The following is a 16,772-nucleotide window of genomic DNA, read 5'->3' as shown; positions in this document are numbered from 1 at the left end:
CCTGTTTATAGCGCGTATAGTTGTCAGCATCGTGAGGATCAGAAGAAATAAAGATGATATCATGTCGGCCGAATCAAGCAGGCAAAGCCTTATTTCATCAATTGTTTTCCTTATAGGCGTTCTTATCTTTTTGGTATGCGTATTTATAGACCTTATTCTTTACATTTATAAAAGGCAGATAGGTTATAACATAGAAATGGATAAAAACATAACCTTCTTTATAATAGGATCCTTATGCTTTGTCTTATCAATTCTTCTTAATTATTTCTTCTTCTCTATAGAGCATATAAATGTTGAAAAGCAAAAGCACAGACTTGAGGGCATTGCTTATAACGACGATCTTACAGGTCTAAGTAACAGAGCAAGATGTGAGCTTGAGATTGCTTCTCTTAAGAAAAAAAATAAAGATGGCTATTCAATAATAAGTATAGACGTTGATAAATTAAAGACAGTTAATGATACGCTTGGTCATTACATGGGTGATAACCTTCTTAAAGAGTTTTCAGATGCCTTAAAAGCCTCATTGAAGGATGCTGATCTGCTTGGAAGAATGGGAGGAGATGAGTTTATAGCTATATACAAAAAAGGATCTGAAGAAATGTGCCAAAACGCAATGATAAGACTTGTGGAAGAAGTAAAGAAGCGTAATGCCATGGCAAATAGACAATACGAACTTTCTTTTTCCTATGGATTTGCTGTGTGCGAATTTGGCGGAAGCATAAATCCAAGAGACATATATATGGAAGCTGATAAGAACATGTATGAGATGAAGAAAATTCATCATAAGGAAAGGAATAGCTTATGAACAAAAGAATTTTTTTCATATTATTAAGTATATTTACATTTGTGCTTATAACCCTTAGTATAGGTTATATCCTTCCTTTTAAGGCAGAAGGAGAGATGACTGCGCTTGAGACGTCTTGGACTGTTGATACTGATGATGTTCATATTGAAGATGCTACGTCAGAGGATATATCAAGTATCGTAAAAAGTTTGCATGAACGTGATGAGATAACCTTATCTTGCGAACTTCCTGCTGACAGGTCTATTAATGTTCCTACTCTTTTACTCAAAACAACCTATAGTGCTATTGAAGTTATAGGTAACGGAGAAATCATATATTCGAGGTGGGTGGACAGGTATAATGAGCATAAATATATAGGTTCTTGTTATAATTTCATTCCAGTTCCATTTGTTCTTGATAATAACAGGATAGAAATTAAGCTATATATTGCAGAAGAAAATGCTTTCAGTCATTTTGAAGCACCGCTCTTTGGATCATATCATGACATACATATGGGTTATATCCGAAAAAGGCTTTTCCCTATGGCGTGTTCATGCTTTCTTATCGTATTTGGAATAAGCTTTACTTTTATTACTCTTATGTTTTATTCTGCAGTTCCAAATATACTAAGCCAGTTATTTACATCCATTCTTTTTATTGTCCTTGGTGTATGGATGGCTGGTTATTATGGAATATTTCAGCTTATACTTGATGCTACGTATATTACAGTTTTTGAATTTACAGCTTTGTATTTGCTGGTACCTATGTCTTTACTTATATTTGGAGCAATTGGAAGACATTATACCAATAAAATATATAGGATCATCGCATCTGCTCTTAGTACTATAATCTTAACTCTTATAGTATTTCATTATATAAATATAGTTCATATGAACAGAGCAGTAACCTTTTTCCATGTGATATCTATTATCACTTTTTTGATGATCATAATAATAATGATGGATGACCTTAAAAAGCAGGAACTTCCAAAGTCGGCAATGACCCAGGAACTTGGGCTTTTCCTGTTTGGAGTATCTATAATGATACATCTTGTATTCCATATATTAAAAAATAAAGAGATTCTTCTGGCAAATACGCTGACTAATAATATACTTCCTTTGGGCGTTATGATGTATGTATATTTATATCTTCTTAACTACTTTTTGTACGTAACAGAAATGTATGCTCAAAGGCAGGAGAATCAATCGCTGATACACCTTGCTTATGCAGATGGACTTACTAATCTTCCTAACAGATCCATGTGGACCAAGAAGATGAATGAATTGAAGAATTCGGATACTGATTACTGCGTGATATCACTGGATCTTAATGGGCTAAAGGATGTTAATGACAGACTGGGACATACATTTGGGGATTCTTATATAAAGAATTTTGCAAAGATCATGGAAGAGACATTCCCTAAAGATACTTTTATGGCAAGGATAGGCGGAGATGAATTTGTCATAGTTCTTGAAAATACCAGCGCAGTCGATACGGAAAATTATATATTTGAGATGACCAATAAGATCAGTGCTATTAATGTAACAGACACTACATATACAAGAAGCGTGGCAGCAGGCTATGCATATAGATCAGAACTTGACCCAAAAGATCAGTGGGATCCGCAGAATGTGTATCTTGTTGCGGATAAGCGCATGTATGATGTCAAAAGGCATATGCATAACAGTAAACGAATTGGAGAAAGAAAAGAGCTTATGACTTGAGATATTTGACATAAACAGTTATAATTTTGTAGCGAATATAAAGTGTATGTCATAGGTGTCCAAAGACACTTTTGGCACCTGATCCCGATAAATTCTAAAGAAAAGAGGTTTTCAAATGAAGAGAAAATATAACTTATCAAAGAAAGTAACAGAAGAGCAGGCTGCTAAGGCTATGGAAGAGATGCAGAAGATCACAGGATTTGGCGAAGCTGAATTTGCAGATGATCGCACAGCTCTTATCGTAACAGCTGATGATGACAAGATCACACACGTTATGAACCGCAGCGTTAACATCTTTGCAAGAGTATGCGATGAGACCAAGATCTCATTTGACTCTTTTATCTACGAGGATTAATTGACAGCACCTGGTACGAAGAGCATCACAAGAGCGTAGAGTACCGGCTGGTGGAGCATATATATAATAAGAGAATGCTTGCCAATAAATGAAATACCAGGGATACGTATATAGAAGGGACGCTTTAGAAGAAGCGTTCCTTTTTTAGGTATCTTTAAAAGACGGCATAAAGCAAAGCCGCACCAGAACAGGAATATCCATGGAATAATGGCAAAATAGTCCGTAGAATAAAAGCTCTTAAAAGGAAAGCCAAGATAAGTGGTAAAATAGTTGGCATATAAAGACCTTGAAAGTGTTATTACATTAGCATGCGGAAAACCAATGTATCCCTCTGAAATATGTCTTGTAATAGTAAATAGAAAAGCAGACAAGGTCAGAAATAGCGCCGGATGTATCTGTTCAAGAAGAGGAAGGAGAAGCCCTGTTATTATCATGGCACTTCCGTGCAGGGTCAGAACTCCGAATATTACTATATCTTCCGGAAGGAATATACTGGTAACTATGGTGATAATAAGACCACACAAAAAGACAATAAGACCTCTATTAATAGGATGATTGGAGATTGCAACACAAAAGCCTGATATAAGGATGAATGACCAGCAGATACTTTGCTGCCATATATAGCCCGGGGTTGAGGTATAAAAATCAAGCCGGATTCCTGCAATATATACAAGATCCCAGCAAAGATGATAGAGCATCATGCTTATAAGAGTCAGTCCCCTTATTGAATCAATCGTGTGTAATCTTTTACCCATAGGTACATGATAACGCAACTTGACTTAAAAAGCTAAAGAAAACTACAATAAAAGTAAAGATTTTGATTTTAGATATATCAGAATGAATAACTGTTACTTATAGATGGTTTAGGCTTGAAATATGCCGAAATATAAGGATGAATATGAATACTACCAGGATAGAAACTAATTCCTTTGAGGAAACATTCGAATTTGGAAAAAGAATAGGTGAAAACGCCCAGCCAGGACAAGTATATACTCTTATAGGTGACCTTGGCGTTGGTAAGACGGTTTTCACCCAGGGAGTTGCAAAGGGACTTGGAATCGAAGGCCCTGTTAACAGCCCGACATTTACCATACTTCAGGTTTACGAGGATGGAAGGATTCCCTTCTATCATTTTGATGTGTATCGTATTGGTGATGTTTCAGAGATGGATGAAATAGGATACGAGGACTGCTTCTATGGAAACGGTGTAAGCCTTGTTGAATGGGCTAATCTTGTAGAAGAGATATTGCCTGAACATTATACAGAGATACGTATTGAAAAGGACCTGTCCAAGGGTCTTGATTACAGACTTATAAGTATGACTCAGATATAAAGCATATTATTTACGAAAGGATCATGCCTTGAAGATTTTAGCAATAGATACTTCGGGACTGACAGCTACGGTTGCATTAAGTGAAGATGACCGCCTTGTAGCTTCATTCTCGATACAGTACAAAACAACACATTCTCAGATTCTCATGCCCATGCTTGAGAAGATCAAAGAGCTTACAAATCTTGATCTAAAGACCATAGACGCTATAGCTCTTGCAGCCGGTCCCGGATCATTTACAGGACTTAGGATAGGAACAGCAACAGCTAAAGGTCTGTGCCTTGCACTTGGAGTACCGCTCATAGCAGTTCCGACCATGGACGCCATGGCTTACAACTTATACGGAGTTGAGCGCCTTATATGCCCTATGATGGATGCTAGAAGGTCACAGGTATATACAGGAGTATACACATTTGTTCCTGAAAAGAATGAAGATACCTCTTTATATAAATATTCAATGAAGACAATACTTGATCAAAAGTGCGCTTCGATTGATGAAATAGCAGGTTACCTGAATGAACAGGGTAAGCCCGTAACCATACTTGGAGACGGAGTGCCTGTATATCTTGATGCTTTGGAAAAAAAGCTAAAAGTGCCTTTCAGCGTAGCTTCAGTATCACAGGACAGGCAGAATGCAGCAGCACTTTGCGCTGTAGCTGCCCAGTATATGCGTGAAGGTAAGACAACAGACGCAGACTCTTTTGCCCCAGAGTATTTAAGAGTATCCCAGGCTGAGAGAACTTCACTTAAGAAAGAAAGTGAGGGAGATTCTTCATCACTTTCAAAAGATAGTGCGTCAGAACAAGGCAGACGAGAAGAGAGTGATGGAGGAAGCTTTGGAATGAAGATTCCAAAGGTCAAAGAGCGCGTATTTATAAGGCTTATGAAGGCCGAAGATATTGATATGGCAGCAGCTCTTGAAAAGGAGAACCTTGGTACAGAGGCATGGACACTTGATCAGCTTCTTACAGCAAGTACAAGAGATGATACTATATATCTTGTCGCTGAGAAGAAAGACCGCATAATAGGCCTTTGCGGAGTTCAGAATATACAGGGCGATGGCGAGATAACCAATGTATCGGTTTCTAAAGATATGAGAGGTGAAGGCGTAGGCTACAAGATGATGCGCCAGCTCCTTGAAAGAGGAAGAGGCATCGGTATAGACAACTATACAATGGAAGTCCGCAGCCAGAATACAGCAGCAAGAAAGCTTTATGAAAAGCTTGGCTTTAAGTCAGATGGCACAAGACCGGGATTTTATGATAATCCAAAGGATGATGCGGAGATTTACTGGCTTAGAAAGAAAAGTGAAAACGAGAATTAAGGATCAGGAATTAGTAATTCAGGATTAAAGATCTGAAATTCAGGATTGAAGATCAGGAATTAGAAATTCAGGATTAGAGATCTGAAATTTAGTATCAAGATTTAAAGATTCATATTGAGGTTAATTATGATAGATTTATGTCTCCTTGGAACAGGCGGAATGATGCCTCTTCCATACAGATATCTCACGTCCCTTATGGTGCGTTATAACGGATACAGTATACTTGTGGACTGCGGAGAGGGAACCCAGATGGCTTTAAGGAAAGCAGGCTGGAGCCCTAACCCCATCAGTATGATATGCTTTACACATTATCACGCTGACCATATTTCCGGACTTCCAGGAATGCTCCTTACAATGGGTAATGCAGAGCGCAAGGAACCACTTATAATGGTAGGACCAAAAGGACTTGAGAAGGTAGTAAACAGTCTTAGAGTTATAGCACCGGAACTCCCTTTTCAGATAATATTCCATGAATTATCATCTGCAGAAGAGACTCTTACATTAGATGGAATGCCCGATTTTGAAATTACTGCATTTAAAGTAAATCACAATGTCATGTGCTACGGATATGATTTCAGACTCTCTCGTAAAGGTCGCTTTAATGTAGACAATGCCAATGCTCTTGAAATTCCAAAATGTTACTGGAGCAGGCTCCAAAACGGCGAAACTATAGAAGCTGAGGATGGCAGAAGCTTTACTCCCGATATGGTAATGGGTAAAGCTAGAACAGGTATTCACTTTACCTATGTTACTGATTCAAGACCTACAGACGGCATAGTACAGCATGCCAAGGACGCAGACCTTTTCATATGCGAAGGAATGTACGGAGAGCCTGATAAGCTTCAAAAGGCAAGGGAAAAGAAGCATATGACCTTCTATGAAGCTGCAGATATGGCTAAAAAAGCTGCTGTCAAAGAAATGTGGCTGACACACTACAGTCCGTCTCTTAATAATCCGAAAGATTATTTGAGCGACACCAAAAAGATATTCAAAAACACTGTTGCTGCTAAAGATGGAAGAATGATAACTCTTATGTTTCCGGAAGAGTAAGTAGATAGATGTGCTGATTTATGATGCAATAAATGCATCTTGCAAGGGTTCCTGATATTGGTCATCCATGAAAGGAGGATCTAATGTCTAAAGATGGTAAAAGTTTTTGGAATAATCGTATTGTTCAGGGCATAATAATGCTTGCTTTGGGAGTACTGGTAGCTTGGGCTATACTTACAAGATTTACATCGGTACTTACAACAAGGCCTGAGGAAAAGATCGGAACACTTAGCGAAGTGCAGACGCTTGCGACCATGAATCTGGATAATTCTTATCCGGGTACAGTAGACGGCGTCGTAACTTTGTTTGCCAGGATCACAAAGGCTATATACAATGAAGAATACAGTGATAAAGAGCTTGAAAAGCTCTGCACCAAAAGATACCAGCTTATGGACTCTGAACTCCAGGAGGCACAAGGAACCATGGATCAGTACCTTGACTCCATGAAAGCTGAAGCCAAGAACAAGAAGGATAATTCAATAACTATATCAAACTATTTTGTTGATGAGTTTGATGCAAATAGTGATATATATACCCTTGATGGAGATACCCATCAGTATGCCAAGATCAACTGCCAGTTTGTTATGAGACAGGACAGCGTTGCAGATACCTACAATTATCTTTTTACTATGAGAAAAGATACTGAGTCTGGCAAAAACTGGAAGATACTTGGATGGGAAATAACACTTGAGGATGAGACCACAGACCCTGTCACAGCAATATGTAACAGAAATCTTGAAAACGACTATCCTGCTGATCCTGAAGATGTAGTTGAATATTTTGCATATATAACAACTGCGCTCTATAATGAGAGCTACAGCGACTCTGAATTTGCAAAGATGAGCGCTGCAAGAGCATATCTGTATGATGAAGATCTTCTTGCAAATCAGACAGATGTTGATGCCCAGCTAAAAGCAGAGGTTGCGACTAAGAAGGATGCAGGAGTTGTAGTTGCTGCATATGTGGTTGATGACGGAGATGATTTTAAATATAAATATATAGGTGACGATTACTGCGCTTCAGGCAATTGCCTCTTCTCTATGAGAGGGACAAGTGAGCGACAGGTTCTCACATACCAGTTCATACTGACCAAAGATACACAGGGAAGATGGAAGATCTACGGCTGGGAGATCACGGAAGAAGAGTAAGGAAAGTATTGTAATGATAATTGATAAGAAAACAGAAGATGATGGCGTCATAATGATGTCAATAAAGGATGATGAGAAAGCTGCATCATCAAATAAAGAAGCCGCTGGCGATAATGGCAAGGAGCATGTGACTATACTCGCTATAGAAAGTAGCTGTGATGAGACTGCAGCGGCTGTTGTGAGAGATGGAAGAGAGGTCCTTTCCAATATAATTTCTTCTCAGATCGCGCTTCATACTGTATACGGCGGTGTTGTTCCTGAGATAGCTTCAAGGAAGCATGTTGAGAAGGTTAATTACTGCGTGCGAGAGGCTTTGTCTCAGGCAGATCTTGAGTTAAAAGATATTGATGCAATTGCAGTTACATATGGCCCTGGTCTGGTAGGTGCACTTCTTGTAGGAGTATCTGAAGCTAAAGCGCTTAGCTTTGCTACAGGAATTCCTCTTGTAGGGGTACATCATATTGAAGGGCACATAAGTGCTAATTATATTGAGAACAAAGATCTTGAACCTCCTTTCGTATGTCTTGTTGTATCAGGAGGACATTCTCATCTTGTTGTAGTCAAGGACTACGGCGTATATGACATTATAGGCCAGACAAGAGATGATGCAGCAGGAGAAGCTTTTGACAAGGTTGCAAGAGCGATAGGCCTTGGATATCCGGGTGGACCTAAGATTGATAAGGCAGCTAAAGAGGGTAATCCTGACGCAATATCTTTTCCCACAGCAAAGATTGCAGATGCTGAATATGACTTCAGTTTTAGCGGCCTAAAATCTGCAGTTCTTAACTACATCAACATTAAAGCAATGCAGGGAGAAGAGTTTAATAAAAACGACCTCGCGGCATCCTTCCAGAAGGCCGTAGTAGACGTACTAACAGAACATGCCATAAGAGCAGTCAAGGAGTACGGCTATGATAAGCTTGCAATTGCAGGAGGCGTTGCTTCTAACTCAGCGCTTAGACAGAGCCTTGAAGATGCATGTAAGGACAATAATATAAAATTCTATAGGCCATCACCTGTACTTTGTACAGACAATGCTGCAATGATAGGAGCAGCAGGCTATTATGAATATATCAAGGGCGTAAGATCAGGCCTTGATCTTAATGCAGTTCCAAACCTTCCGCTTGGTGACAGGGAGAGAAGATTCCATGGAAGAAGCAGCATGTAATATATTGTGGATTAAGAGGACATCTATGAAGACAGCAGCGATAGTTCTTGCAGCCGGAAGCGGCTCAAGGATGCACAGTGATATCAAAAAGCAGTATATGGAGATCAGCGAAAGACCGCTCATATACTATGCTCTGAAGGCTTTTGAAGACAGCTTTACAGATGAAATAGTTCTTGTCGTATCTCCAGGAGATATAGATTACTGCAAGGCTGAAATTGTTGATAGATACGGATTTTCAAAGGTAACAAGGATAGTAGAAGGTGGCGCTGAGCGCTACGATTCAGTAAGACTTGGACTTCATGCTGTATCTGATAATACCGATTATGTGATGATACATGACGGCGCAAGACCTTTTGTAACAGAAGAGATAATGCAGCGTTCCATTGATGGAGCAAAGATGAACAGAGCCTGCGTAGTAGGTATGCCGGTAAAGGATACTATAAAGATAGTAGATGAAAGCGGATTTGCAACATCAACTCCTGACAGGAAGACTCTTTGGATGATCCAGACACCTCAGACCTTTGAATACGATCTTATCAGAAAGCTTTACGATATGCTTGAAGATAAGAAGGAAGAGATCAAAGCAAAAGGCATCAACATTACTGATGATGCCATGGTAGTCGAGACCTTCTCAGATACAAGAGTTAAGCTTGTTGAGGGATCTTATAACAATATTAAAGTTACAACTCCGGAAGATATAGGTATTGCGGAAGAGATACTTAGAAGCCGATGAATTATATTATTTGATTTTATAAAACCTCAGGACATTGTCCTGAGGTTTTATACTATCTTTTTACAGATAATATAATCATAAGGATCCAAAAGGAGGATTACAATATAATATATGAGAAAAAATCACATATATCATTTACAAAACCCAAAACAAGGCATATACTAATTTTAGATTGGAGGTTTTTTATGTTAAGCCAGTTTTCTGTTAAGAATTATAAAAGTATTAAGGATGAAATGACTTTTGATATGCAGGCTGCAGCGATATCAGAGCATGTAGATCGTGTTATTAAGGCCCAAAACAATGAGAGTATATTGCCTGTTGCTGCTATATATGGACCAAATGGTGGAGGAAAGTCTAATGTATTACAAGCAATGCATTCATTGGAACTTAAAGTGCTCCGACCATTGTATGCAGCTGAAGCTGATGCTCAAAACGGCTTCAGAATCAGAAATTATGAGATAGTACCTTTTGCTTTTGATGAAGAAAGCAAGAATAGTCCTACAGAATTTGAAGTTTTTTTTCTTACGGATAAAGCAGAGTATAGATATATTATTCATGTATTAGGTGAAACTATAGTATATGAAAGTCTATCGATGCGTAAAGTAGAAACAAATCGTACCACTGATATTTTTGAAAGAGAAGATGGAAAAATATCAATGGGGGATGGATTTGGAAGACTGAAAGTAAGTCAGGATATATCAGACACACTACCACTTTTGTCATACCTTGGAATTACTTACAGGAAGAATGAAGTAGTGGATGATTGTATTAGTTGGTTTGAGAATGGAATACGTTTTTTGAATTATGGAAGTCCGATGCAGGAGCTTAGGCTTGCAATAGCTAATTCTGCAGATATTAAAGGACTAATTCTTAATATGATACATGAAATGGATCTGGATATTGAAGATTTTACAGTGCAGAAGCGAGAAAATGGAGATATTCAAGTATTTACCAAGCATAATGTTTATGGGAATGTGTATGAAATAACTCTTGAGGAAGAATCAAGTGGTACTAAAAAATTATTTGGATTATTGCCATTTATAGCAGATAGCCTAACCAAAGGAACAACGCTTGTTATAGATGAATTAGATGCAAAGATACACCCTGTACTGCTTAAGCATATCATAATGCTTTACAACAATTTTGAAGTTAATAAGTATGGTGCTCAGCTTATTTTTACATCACATGATTTATCTACTATGAATAGCGATGTGTTTAGAAGAGATGAAATATGGTTTGTTGCTAAAGGCAATGAGCAGAATTCAAAGCTATATTCACTAGTTGAATTTAAAAATCCAGATGGAACATCCGTGCGAAAGGATGCAAAGTACGATAAACAGTATCTTGAGGGAAAATACGGGGCAGATCCATATCTAAAGAAAATAATAGATTGGAGTGTGATCTAATGCCTAAGAAAGCAGGAATGGAGGCTTGGAAAAAGAAGAGACGGAAAGAGTATCTAGAACGCAAAGAATTCCGGTATTATATTTTCTGTGAAGGCCAGCAAACAGAACCTCAATATTTTAATGGATTTAAAAAGTATATTGAATCTAATCCTATATATAAAGATATGGTGCTGATAGAGATTGAACCATGCGGTGCTGAAACCATGCGTGTTATAGGTCAGGCTGAAGAGTATGTAAAGAAAAATAGAATTACAAAAGGCCAGATATGGTGTGTCTATGACAAAGACAGTTTTCCGGCAGAAAGATTCAATGGTGTCCTGGAAAGAGCAGAAGCATTAAATTCTCAGAATGAAGAAGTTAAGTATCATGTAGCTTGGAGTAATGAATGTATAGAATTATGGTTTTTGCTACATTTCTCCTATTATACTTCTAATAACTATAGAACTGAATATATCGAATTTTTGAACAATAAGTTTTATGAACTTGGTCTCGGTAAGTATGCTAAGAATATGGAGAATATATTTGACATACTTATTGAAAATGGAAATCCTAAACTTGCGATAAGATATGCAAAAAGAATAATCAAAGAACATCAGGGAATGACACCTGCAATGATTGCACCGGGAACTAAAGTATATGAACTGGTCGAAGAGCTAGCAAAGTATTTACCGGAAGATGTACAGAAGAATTTTTCTTGAAAAAGGGAGCAACAATGAGTTGCTCCCTTTTTACAGATTATAATCATCGGATAGATATTCATGCATAGTATTTTTATAATGAGTATAGATCATTGCAGATAGATCTGAGCACTGCTTGGAAGTTGAGGAATCTTATGACGTCCTTACCTAATTAGCTGCATCCGCCTGACTTTTAAAGCTTTGAGAGATATCAGGTGCCTTGCACAGCTTAATTACATCATTAACTATCTGTTTATTAGTTTCCGGCAGAATATATCTGTATATTGATATGAAAATAGTCTCAAGATAATGATCGTCAGGATTATAATCGTCAGACAGATATTCTTGCATAGCCTTCTTGTAGTGCGTATATATCATTGCAAATAGATCTGAGCGCTGCTTGGAAGTAATAGTAAGATCAAGATCACTTAGAACGCGCATTCTATTAATTATATCGTACAGATTAAGATTTCTGCTTAGTTCACTGCTTGAAGCTATAATGCTCTTTGGAATAAGCGAACATGGAATACCAAAATCCAGCCCCTTTAGAAGAAGCGCTGTAGTAGGAATCTCTGAGTATGAGTATTTATAAAATGACTTCATACCCTTTGACAGAAGCGGAATCCTAAACACCTTATCAGAGAGATATAAAAGACTATCACCAATAGATTCATTTCTTTCCGCGGACATAGCTGTAAAAAAGCTTATGAAATGCTTAAGAGAATAGAAAGTCTGCATTGGAAGAAGCTTTAGATTCTGATAATCGATGCCTACAGGGAAGTACAAAATACCGCTGTCAGGGAATGAAAAGGCAGCTTTGTAAATCGATTCTACGGCATCCTTTTTGATCACATCTTCATCAGATATGATCCAGGCAAGCGTGGTATTAACATTAGAAAGCGCCATACCAATATTAGAATCCGATCCTACGTTGAAAGGATTTTTGTAAAAAGAGATACGGCGTTTAAAGCTGATATCATAATGATCAATGATATAAGCTGCTTCAGGATCTGAATGATCATCCTGAATTACCACATCAAAGTCAGGACATGTCTGACGGCTTAAGCTGTCCAAAACTTTTTCAAGAGATAACGAATTATTGCAGGTAGGTATTGCAACCGTAAGCCTTTCGCTGTTTATCTTGCGCCCAAGCTTTCTGAAAAGGCACTCATCATGCCTTATATTTTTAAGAGAATCAGAATTATTAGAGGAAGAGCTTTTACCCCTGAAGAAAAAACAGTTCTTACTAGTGACACAGGTATAGCCAAAACGCTGAATTGAAAGCGCAAGATCGGCGCCCTGATATAGGCCAGAACGAAGCTTTGTGCATATACCAAGAGCTGTGCCAAAGAGCTTATTGCGAAGAGATCCTCTTATAAGCACACAATAATCATGGAAGAAGCGTTCATTATAGAGACTATCTTTTTCTGAAAAGCTAAGAAGACCTGAATATTCTGCGCATTCGGCGAAAATCTTGTTAGAAGGATAACTCTCTAGTGAGCGCATAACATAATTGGTCTGAGGCTGTACTGCCCCTATAAAATAAGACGAGTACAGAGTTTTCTGAAGCCTTAACAATGTCGCAGGCTCTAAAATGATATCCGGATCAAGTATGAGAAGATCATTTTCAGGATGAGTATCGTCTTCGATATGATCAATAACGTCAGTAATCTGCGGAAGATCACAAATAAGACGAAGAGAATTTCTATACTCCTCGATATCTAAAGTTTTGCCACTTGGCCATTTAAGAAGAATTGAGATGCCGTTCATACGCTGTCCCCCACTAAGATGCTGTCAATAACTTATGCTACCAAATACCTTCTTTAATGATTAACCTATAAGGTCCAACCCCCTTGGATCTTAAGTATATCAATTATATAGAAAAACAATTTCGAAAATATATAAAATTTTGGAAATATTCAGTAATATTTTAACACATATTCGTCAAAGATGGGACGTTTGTTTGAATGTAATTTTGCTTTTGTTGATATTTATTAGGCAAAAGTTATAGATAAATATCTAGAAAAGCTTAAATGATGTATAATTAAACATGTAATCTATAAAACGAATATCATAATTCGTAATAAAGTATCTATGCTGCGTATAATAGTCTCACCTGTAGCTGTCAATAGCTTAATAATAGGAGAAAACGCTATGTTAAAAGATTTCGTCAAGCATGAATACCCCGAAGATGAAGAACTTAAAACAAGGATCAAAGAAGAGCGGGCTCATCTGTCTGCCCTGCAGATGAAGATCAAAGAAGCCGGACTTCCTGTCATGGTAATATTTGAAGGCTGGAATGCTGCCGGAAAGGGAGCACTTATAGGCAAGGTTATAAGAAATATCGATCCCAGATTTTTTAAGGTTGCAACAATGGACAGGCAGCCAAGTGATGAAGAGAGAAGGTATCCCTTCCTTTACAGATATATCAAGGAGATCCCTGAAGCAGGTAAGTTCAGATTCTATGACACCTGCTGGATGAATGAAATTGTAAATAGCGTAATAGAAGGAAAGCTTGATGAAGAAGAATATCAAAAGAAGGTACATTCAATCAATGTGATCGAGCGCCAGCTCGTTGATAATGGATATCTTGTGCTCAAATTCTTCTTCCACATCTCTCAAAAAGAGCAGAAAAAACGTCTTGAAAATCTTGAAAGCTCTAAAGATACAAAGTGGAGAGTTGATAAGGAAGATCTAAAGCAAAATAAAAACTATGATAAATGCCTTGACGTATTTGAAAAGTATCTTGATGACACCAATGAGTCCAGAACTCCCTGGTACATAATCGATGCTAAAGACAAAAAGGTTGCAGAACTTGAAGTATTAAAATATTTGAATCAGGGAATAGATGTTGCTCTTACCAACAGGAAGATGAATGTTCCGATCCTTCAGAATACCTTCCCTATGGAAAAAGTCAGTAAGCTGTCTGATATAACACTTGAAGATAAGACTCTTACAGATGAAGAATATGACATAGAACTTGATAAGCTTCAAAAGGAATTAAGGGATCTCTGTAATAAAGTATACAGGAAGAAAGTCCCTGTAATTATAGCTTATGAAGGCTGGGATGCAGCAGGAAAAGGCGGCAATATAAAGCGAATAGCTGAAGCTCTTGATCCAAGAGACTACGTTGTTGAACCTATAGCAAGCCCTGAACCTCATGAGAAAGCAAGACACTATCTATGGAGATTCTGGACAAGACTTCCTAAGACAGGTCACATCACTATTTTCGATAGAACCTGGTATGGAAGAGTTATGGTAGAAAGGCTTGAAGGATTCTGCTCAGAGAATGACTGGCAGAGAGCTTATAATGAAATAAATGAGTTTGAAAAAGAGCTCTACGACTTTGGTGCAGTCATCGTTAAGTTCTGGGTTCAGATCGATAAAGATACCCAGCTAAAGCGCTTTACCGACAGACAGAACACACCTGAAAAGCAGTGGAAGATAACAGACGAAGACTGGAGAAACCGCGAAAAGTGGGACCTTTATGAGACTGCCATAGACGAAATGATCGAAAAGACAAGTACAACTTTTGCACCCTGGTATGTACTTGAATCTGTTGATAAAAAGTATGCAAGGATCAAGGCCCTGAAAATCGTGATAGAGCAGATCAAGAAGAGGTTATAAAATGCTCCGATAGCTTATAAATTATAGTGCACAAATTATCACATAAAAAATTTATTATAATTTTATTTAAGCATTTAATGATTTTAACCGATATAAGCCATAGAAGACAAAAAGTGTTTATTTATGCTGTCTTTTATGGCTTTTTGGATTACGCAGAAATCCAAAGCATTTACACCCTTAAAACCAAGCACGAACATATAACTGATAGATTATGTTCAAAGCTTGTTTATATATGTACCACTAATTACAGATTTTAGATTATGAGTGGAGACATGGATGTTTCCAGTGAAGCTGCTATCAAGGAAGCTTTTGAGCAGCTCGTAATCTGTCACACATGGAGGTGATAAATCATGGCAATAAATGCGATACAACAGACCAATATAATGCAGGTTCAGCAGATGCAGCAGGTTCAGCCTGTTCACAAAGAAAGAGACGGAAGCGCTACCGTTGATACAGCAGGTAATGCAGCTGATCAGCTTGCTCAGGAAGTCGAAACTGTTAAGCAGACTACTAATGTAGCTGCATACAGCCAGGAAGATGACTTTGATGACAGCCAAAGTGAAGGAAGTGCTTCACAGCTTCAACATGCACTTGAAGTTGCTGATGAACAGAATGAAAAGAAGAATGAGAAGATCAGTAAAGCTATAGCTAATATCAATCAGAAGATGACAGCTAATACTGAGGCTGTCTTTGGATTCCACGAAAAGACTAATCGTGTAACAATAAAGATTGTAGACAGAGAGACCAAGGAAGTTGTTAAGGAATTTCCACCGGACAAGACTCTTGATATGATTGCAAAAGCTTGGGAACTTGCAGGTATCATGGTTGATGAAAGAAAGTAAATGTCCGATATATAAATAGAAGTACAATCCCGGTTTTTATGGATGAAAAGGACTTCATCCGGGAATGAGGTTTTATGACTAACAGAATTACAGGCCTTAATTCCGGCCTTGATACGGAATCTTTGATAACTGCTCTTACACAAACTTATCAGGATAGAGTAGATAAGCAGACAAGTGGACAGACAAGATTATCATGGAAGCAGGATACATGGAAGACTACTAATAAGAATATAGTATCTTTTTATAATGGCAAGATATCTGATATGCGTTTCTCATCTGCTTATAATAAAAAGACTTCTACATCTTCGAGCTCAGCAGTTTCTGTAATAACAGGCGATAGTGCAATGCTTTCTACATCGACAGTAAGCTCTACCAGCCTTGCAAAAGCTTCTTATCTTACAGGAAATAAAGTTTATACAACAGATGGTGATCTTGCGTCAAGTGATACAACAGCTTCAGAACTTGGTATTACAGAAGATACTACGATTTCTTTCAATATGGGTGGAACAACAGATGGATCAGATGTTTTAAGCATCACTGTAAAATCAACTGATACCATGAGTGATATTGCTTCCAAGATTAATTCTGCTACGTCAACAAGTGG

At 37.9% G+C, this 16,772-nt stretch carries 16 protein-coding genes; 14 read left to right on the top strand and 2 right to left on the bottom strand.

Annotation, left to right across the window (positions count from 1 at the left end; all coding sequences use genetic code 11):
* The 3 genes from K6G87_RS19610 to K6G87_RS19600 all read left to right on the top strand — a co-directional run.
* A partial coding sequence (locus K6G87_RS19610; protein WP_296841108.1) for a GGDEF domain-containing protein occupies window positions 1–805 on the top strand: 805 nt, incomplete at its 5' end.
* Window positions 802–2,508: a GGDEF domain-containing protein gene (locus tag K6G87_RS19605; RefSeq protein WP_296841105.1), complete on the top strand. Its 1,707-nt coding sequence runs from the start codon at window positions 802–804 to the stop codon at window positions 2,506–2,508. The genes K6G87_RS19610 and K6G87_RS19605, both read left to right, overlap by 4 nt.
* A gap of 115 nt (window positions 2,509–2,623) precedes the next feature.
* Entirely contained in the window at window positions 2,624–2,863 is a 240-nt protein-coding gene (locus K6G87_RS19600; protein ID WP_296841102.1) for a hypothetical protein, read from the top strand.
* On the opposite strand, the gene K6G87_RS19595 is transcribed toward K6G87_RS19600, so the two are convergent.
* Window positions 2,860–3,618 carry a heparan-alpha-glucosaminide N-acetyltransferase domain-containing protein gene (locus K6G87_RS19595; protein ID WP_296841099.1) on the bottom strand — a complete coding sequence of 253 codons (759 nt, stop codon included), beginning with the start codon at window positions 3,616–3,618 and terminating at the stop codon, window positions 2,860–2,862. The genes K6G87_RS19600 and K6G87_RS19595 overlap by 4 nt on opposite strands.
* A 143-nt stretch (window positions 3,619–3,761) precedes the next feature.
* Here K6G87_RS19595 and tsaE point away from each other — a divergent pair, with 143 nt between their 5' ends.
* From tsaE to K6G87_RS19555, 8 genes are all read left to right on the top strand, one after another.
* Entirely contained in the window at window positions 3,762–4,196 is a 435-nt protein-coding gene (gene tsaE / locus K6G87_RS19590; RefSeq protein WP_296841096.1) for a tRNA (adenosine(37)-N6)-threonylcarbamoyltransferase complex ATPase subunit type 1 TsaE, read from the top strand.
* A 28-nt stretch (window positions 4,197–4,224) separates the two neighbouring features.
* The gene (tsaB, locus tag K6G87_RS19585) at window positions 4,225–5,517 is read left to right on the top strand and encodes a tRNA (adenosine(37)-N6)-threonylcarbamoyltransferase complex dimerization subunit type 1 TsaB (RefSeq protein ID WP_296841094.1); all 1,293 of its coding nucleotides are present in this window, start codon (window positions 4,225–4,227) and stop codon (window positions 5,515–5,517) included.
* A gap of 126 nt (window positions 5,518–5,643) precedes the next feature.
* On the top strand, window positions 5,644–6,567 hold the full coding sequence (locus K6G87_RS19580) for a ribonuclease Z (protein WP_296841093.1): 924 nt from the start codon (window positions 5,644–5,646) through the stop codon (window positions 6,565–6,567).
* 83 nt (window positions 6,568–6,650) lie between these two features.
* The gene (locus tag K6G87_RS19575; protein WP_296841091.1) at window positions 6,651–7,715 is read left to right on the top strand and encodes a DUF6715 family protein; all 1,065 of its coding nucleotides are present in this window, start codon (window positions 6,651–6,653) and stop codon (window positions 7,713–7,715) included.
* A gap of 13 nt (window positions 7,716–7,728) precedes the next feature.
* Entirely contained in the window at window positions 7,729–8,883 is a 1,155-nt protein-coding gene (gene tsaD / locus K6G87_RS19570; protein WP_296841089.1) for a tRNA (adenosine(37)-N6)-threonylcarbamoyltransferase complex transferase subunit TsaD, read from the top strand.
* 25 nt (window positions 8,884–8,908) lie between these two features.
* Window positions 8,909–9,616, top strand: coding sequence for a 2-C-methyl-D-erythritol 4-phosphate cytidylyltransferase (gene ispD / locus K6G87_RS19565; protein WP_296841087.1), 708 nt, complete (start codon window positions 8,909–8,911; stop codon window positions 9,614–9,616).
* A gap of 185 nt (window positions 9,617–9,801) precedes the next feature.
* Window positions 9,802–11,022, top strand: coding sequence for an AAA family ATPase (locus K6G87_RS19560; RefSeq protein ID WP_296841085.1), 1,221 nt, complete (start codon window positions 9,802–9,804; stop codon window positions 11,020–11,022).
* Window positions 11,022–11,720: an RloB family protein gene (locus K6G87_RS19555; RefSeq protein WP_296841083.1), complete on the top strand. Its 699-nt coding sequence runs from the start codon at window positions 11,022–11,024 to the stop codon at window positions 11,718–11,720. The genes K6G87_RS19560 and K6G87_RS19555 overlap by 1 nt, the downstream gene beginning before the upstream one ends.
* A gap of 147 nt (window positions 11,721–11,867) precedes the next feature.
* On the opposite strand, the gene K6G87_RS19550 is transcribed toward K6G87_RS19555, so the two are convergent.
* A complete protein-coding gene (locus tag K6G87_RS19550; RefSeq protein WP_296841081.1) occupies window positions 11,868–13,469 on the bottom strand; it encodes a glycosyltransferase in 1,602 nt (533 codons plus the stop codon).
* A 384-nt stretch (window positions 13,470–13,853) separates the two neighbouring features.
* Here K6G87_RS19550 and pap point away from each other — a divergent pair, with 384 nt between their 5' ends.
* The 3 genes from pap to K6G87_RS19535 form a co-directional block, all read left to right on the top strand.
* Window positions 13,854–15,326, top strand: a complete 1,473-nt coding sequence (gene pap, locus K6G87_RS19545) for a polyphosphate:AMP phosphotransferase (protein WP_296841080.1) — start codon at window positions 13,854–13,856, stop codon at window positions 15,324–15,326.
* Window positions 15,327–15,676: 350 nt separating this feature from the next.
* Window positions 15,677–16,168: a flagellar protein FlaG gene (locus K6G87_RS19540; protein WP_296841078.1), complete on the top strand. Its 492-nt coding sequence runs from the start codon at window positions 15,677–15,679 to the stop codon at window positions 16,166–16,168.
* Window positions 16,169–16,242: 74 nt separating this feature from the next.
* On the top strand, window positions 16,243–16,772 hold a 530-nt coding region (locus K6G87_RS19535; protein WP_296841076.1), incomplete at its 3' end, for a flagellar cap protein FliD N-terminal domain-containing protein.

This window comes from Butyrivibrio sp., from assembly GCF_024699075.1.
The sequence above is the reverse complement of the archived record's forward strand: the minus strand, read 5'-3'. Positions and strand labels throughout refer to the sequence as shown.

Bases quoted from the DNA above. Each gene is read 5' to 3' on its own strand.
- K6G87_RS19600 (WP_296841102.1), top strand. From the start codon at position 2,624: ATGAAGAGAAAATATAACTTATCAAAGAAAGTAACAGAAGAGCAGGCT.
- K6G87_RS19540 (WP_296841078.1), top strand. From the start codon at position 15,677: ATGGCAATAAATGCGATACAACAGACCAATATAATGCAGGTTCAGCAG.
- K6G87_RS19560 (WP_296841085.1), top strand. From the start codon at position 9,802: ATGTTAAGCCAGTTTTCTGTTAAGAATTATAAAAGTATTAAGGATGAA.
- K6G87_RS19580 (WP_296841093.1), top strand. From the start codon at position 5,644: ATGATAGATTTATGTCTCCTTGGAACAGGCGGAATGATGCCTCTTCCA.
- K6G87_RS19550 (WP_296841081.1), bottom strand. From the start codon at position 13,469: ATGAACGGCATCTCAATTCTTCTTAAATGGCCAAGTGGCAAAACTTTA.
- ispD (WP_296841087.1), top strand. From the start codon at position 8,909: ATGAAGACAGCAGCGATAGTTCTTGCAGCCGGAAGCGGCTCAAGGATG.
- tsaD (WP_296841089.1), top strand. From the start codon at position 7,729: ATGATAATTGATAAGAAAACAGAAGATGATGGCGTCATAATGATGTCA.
- K6G87_RS19595 (WP_296841099.1), bottom strand. From the start codon at position 3,618: ATGGGTAAAAGATTACACACGATTGATTCAATAAGGGGACTGACTCTT.
- K6G87_RS19605 (WP_296841105.1), top strand. From the start codon at position 802: ATGAACAAAAGAATTTTTTTCATATTATTAAGTATATTTACATTTGTG.
- tsaE (WP_296841096.1), top strand. From the start codon at position 3,762: ATGAATACTACCAGGATAGAAACTAATTCCTTTGAGGAAACATTCGAA.
- K6G87_RS19555 (WP_296841083.1), top strand. From the start codon at position 11,022: ATGCCTAAGAAAGCAGGAATGGAGGCTTGGAAAAAGAAGAGACGGAAA.
- pap (WP_296841080.1), top strand. From the start codon at position 13,854: ATGTTAAAAGATTTCGTCAAGCATGAATACCCCGAAGATGAAGAACTT.
- K6G87_RS19575 (WP_296841091.1), top strand. From the start codon at position 6,651: ATGTCTAAAGATGGTAAAAGTTTTTGGAATAATCGTATTGTTCAGGGC.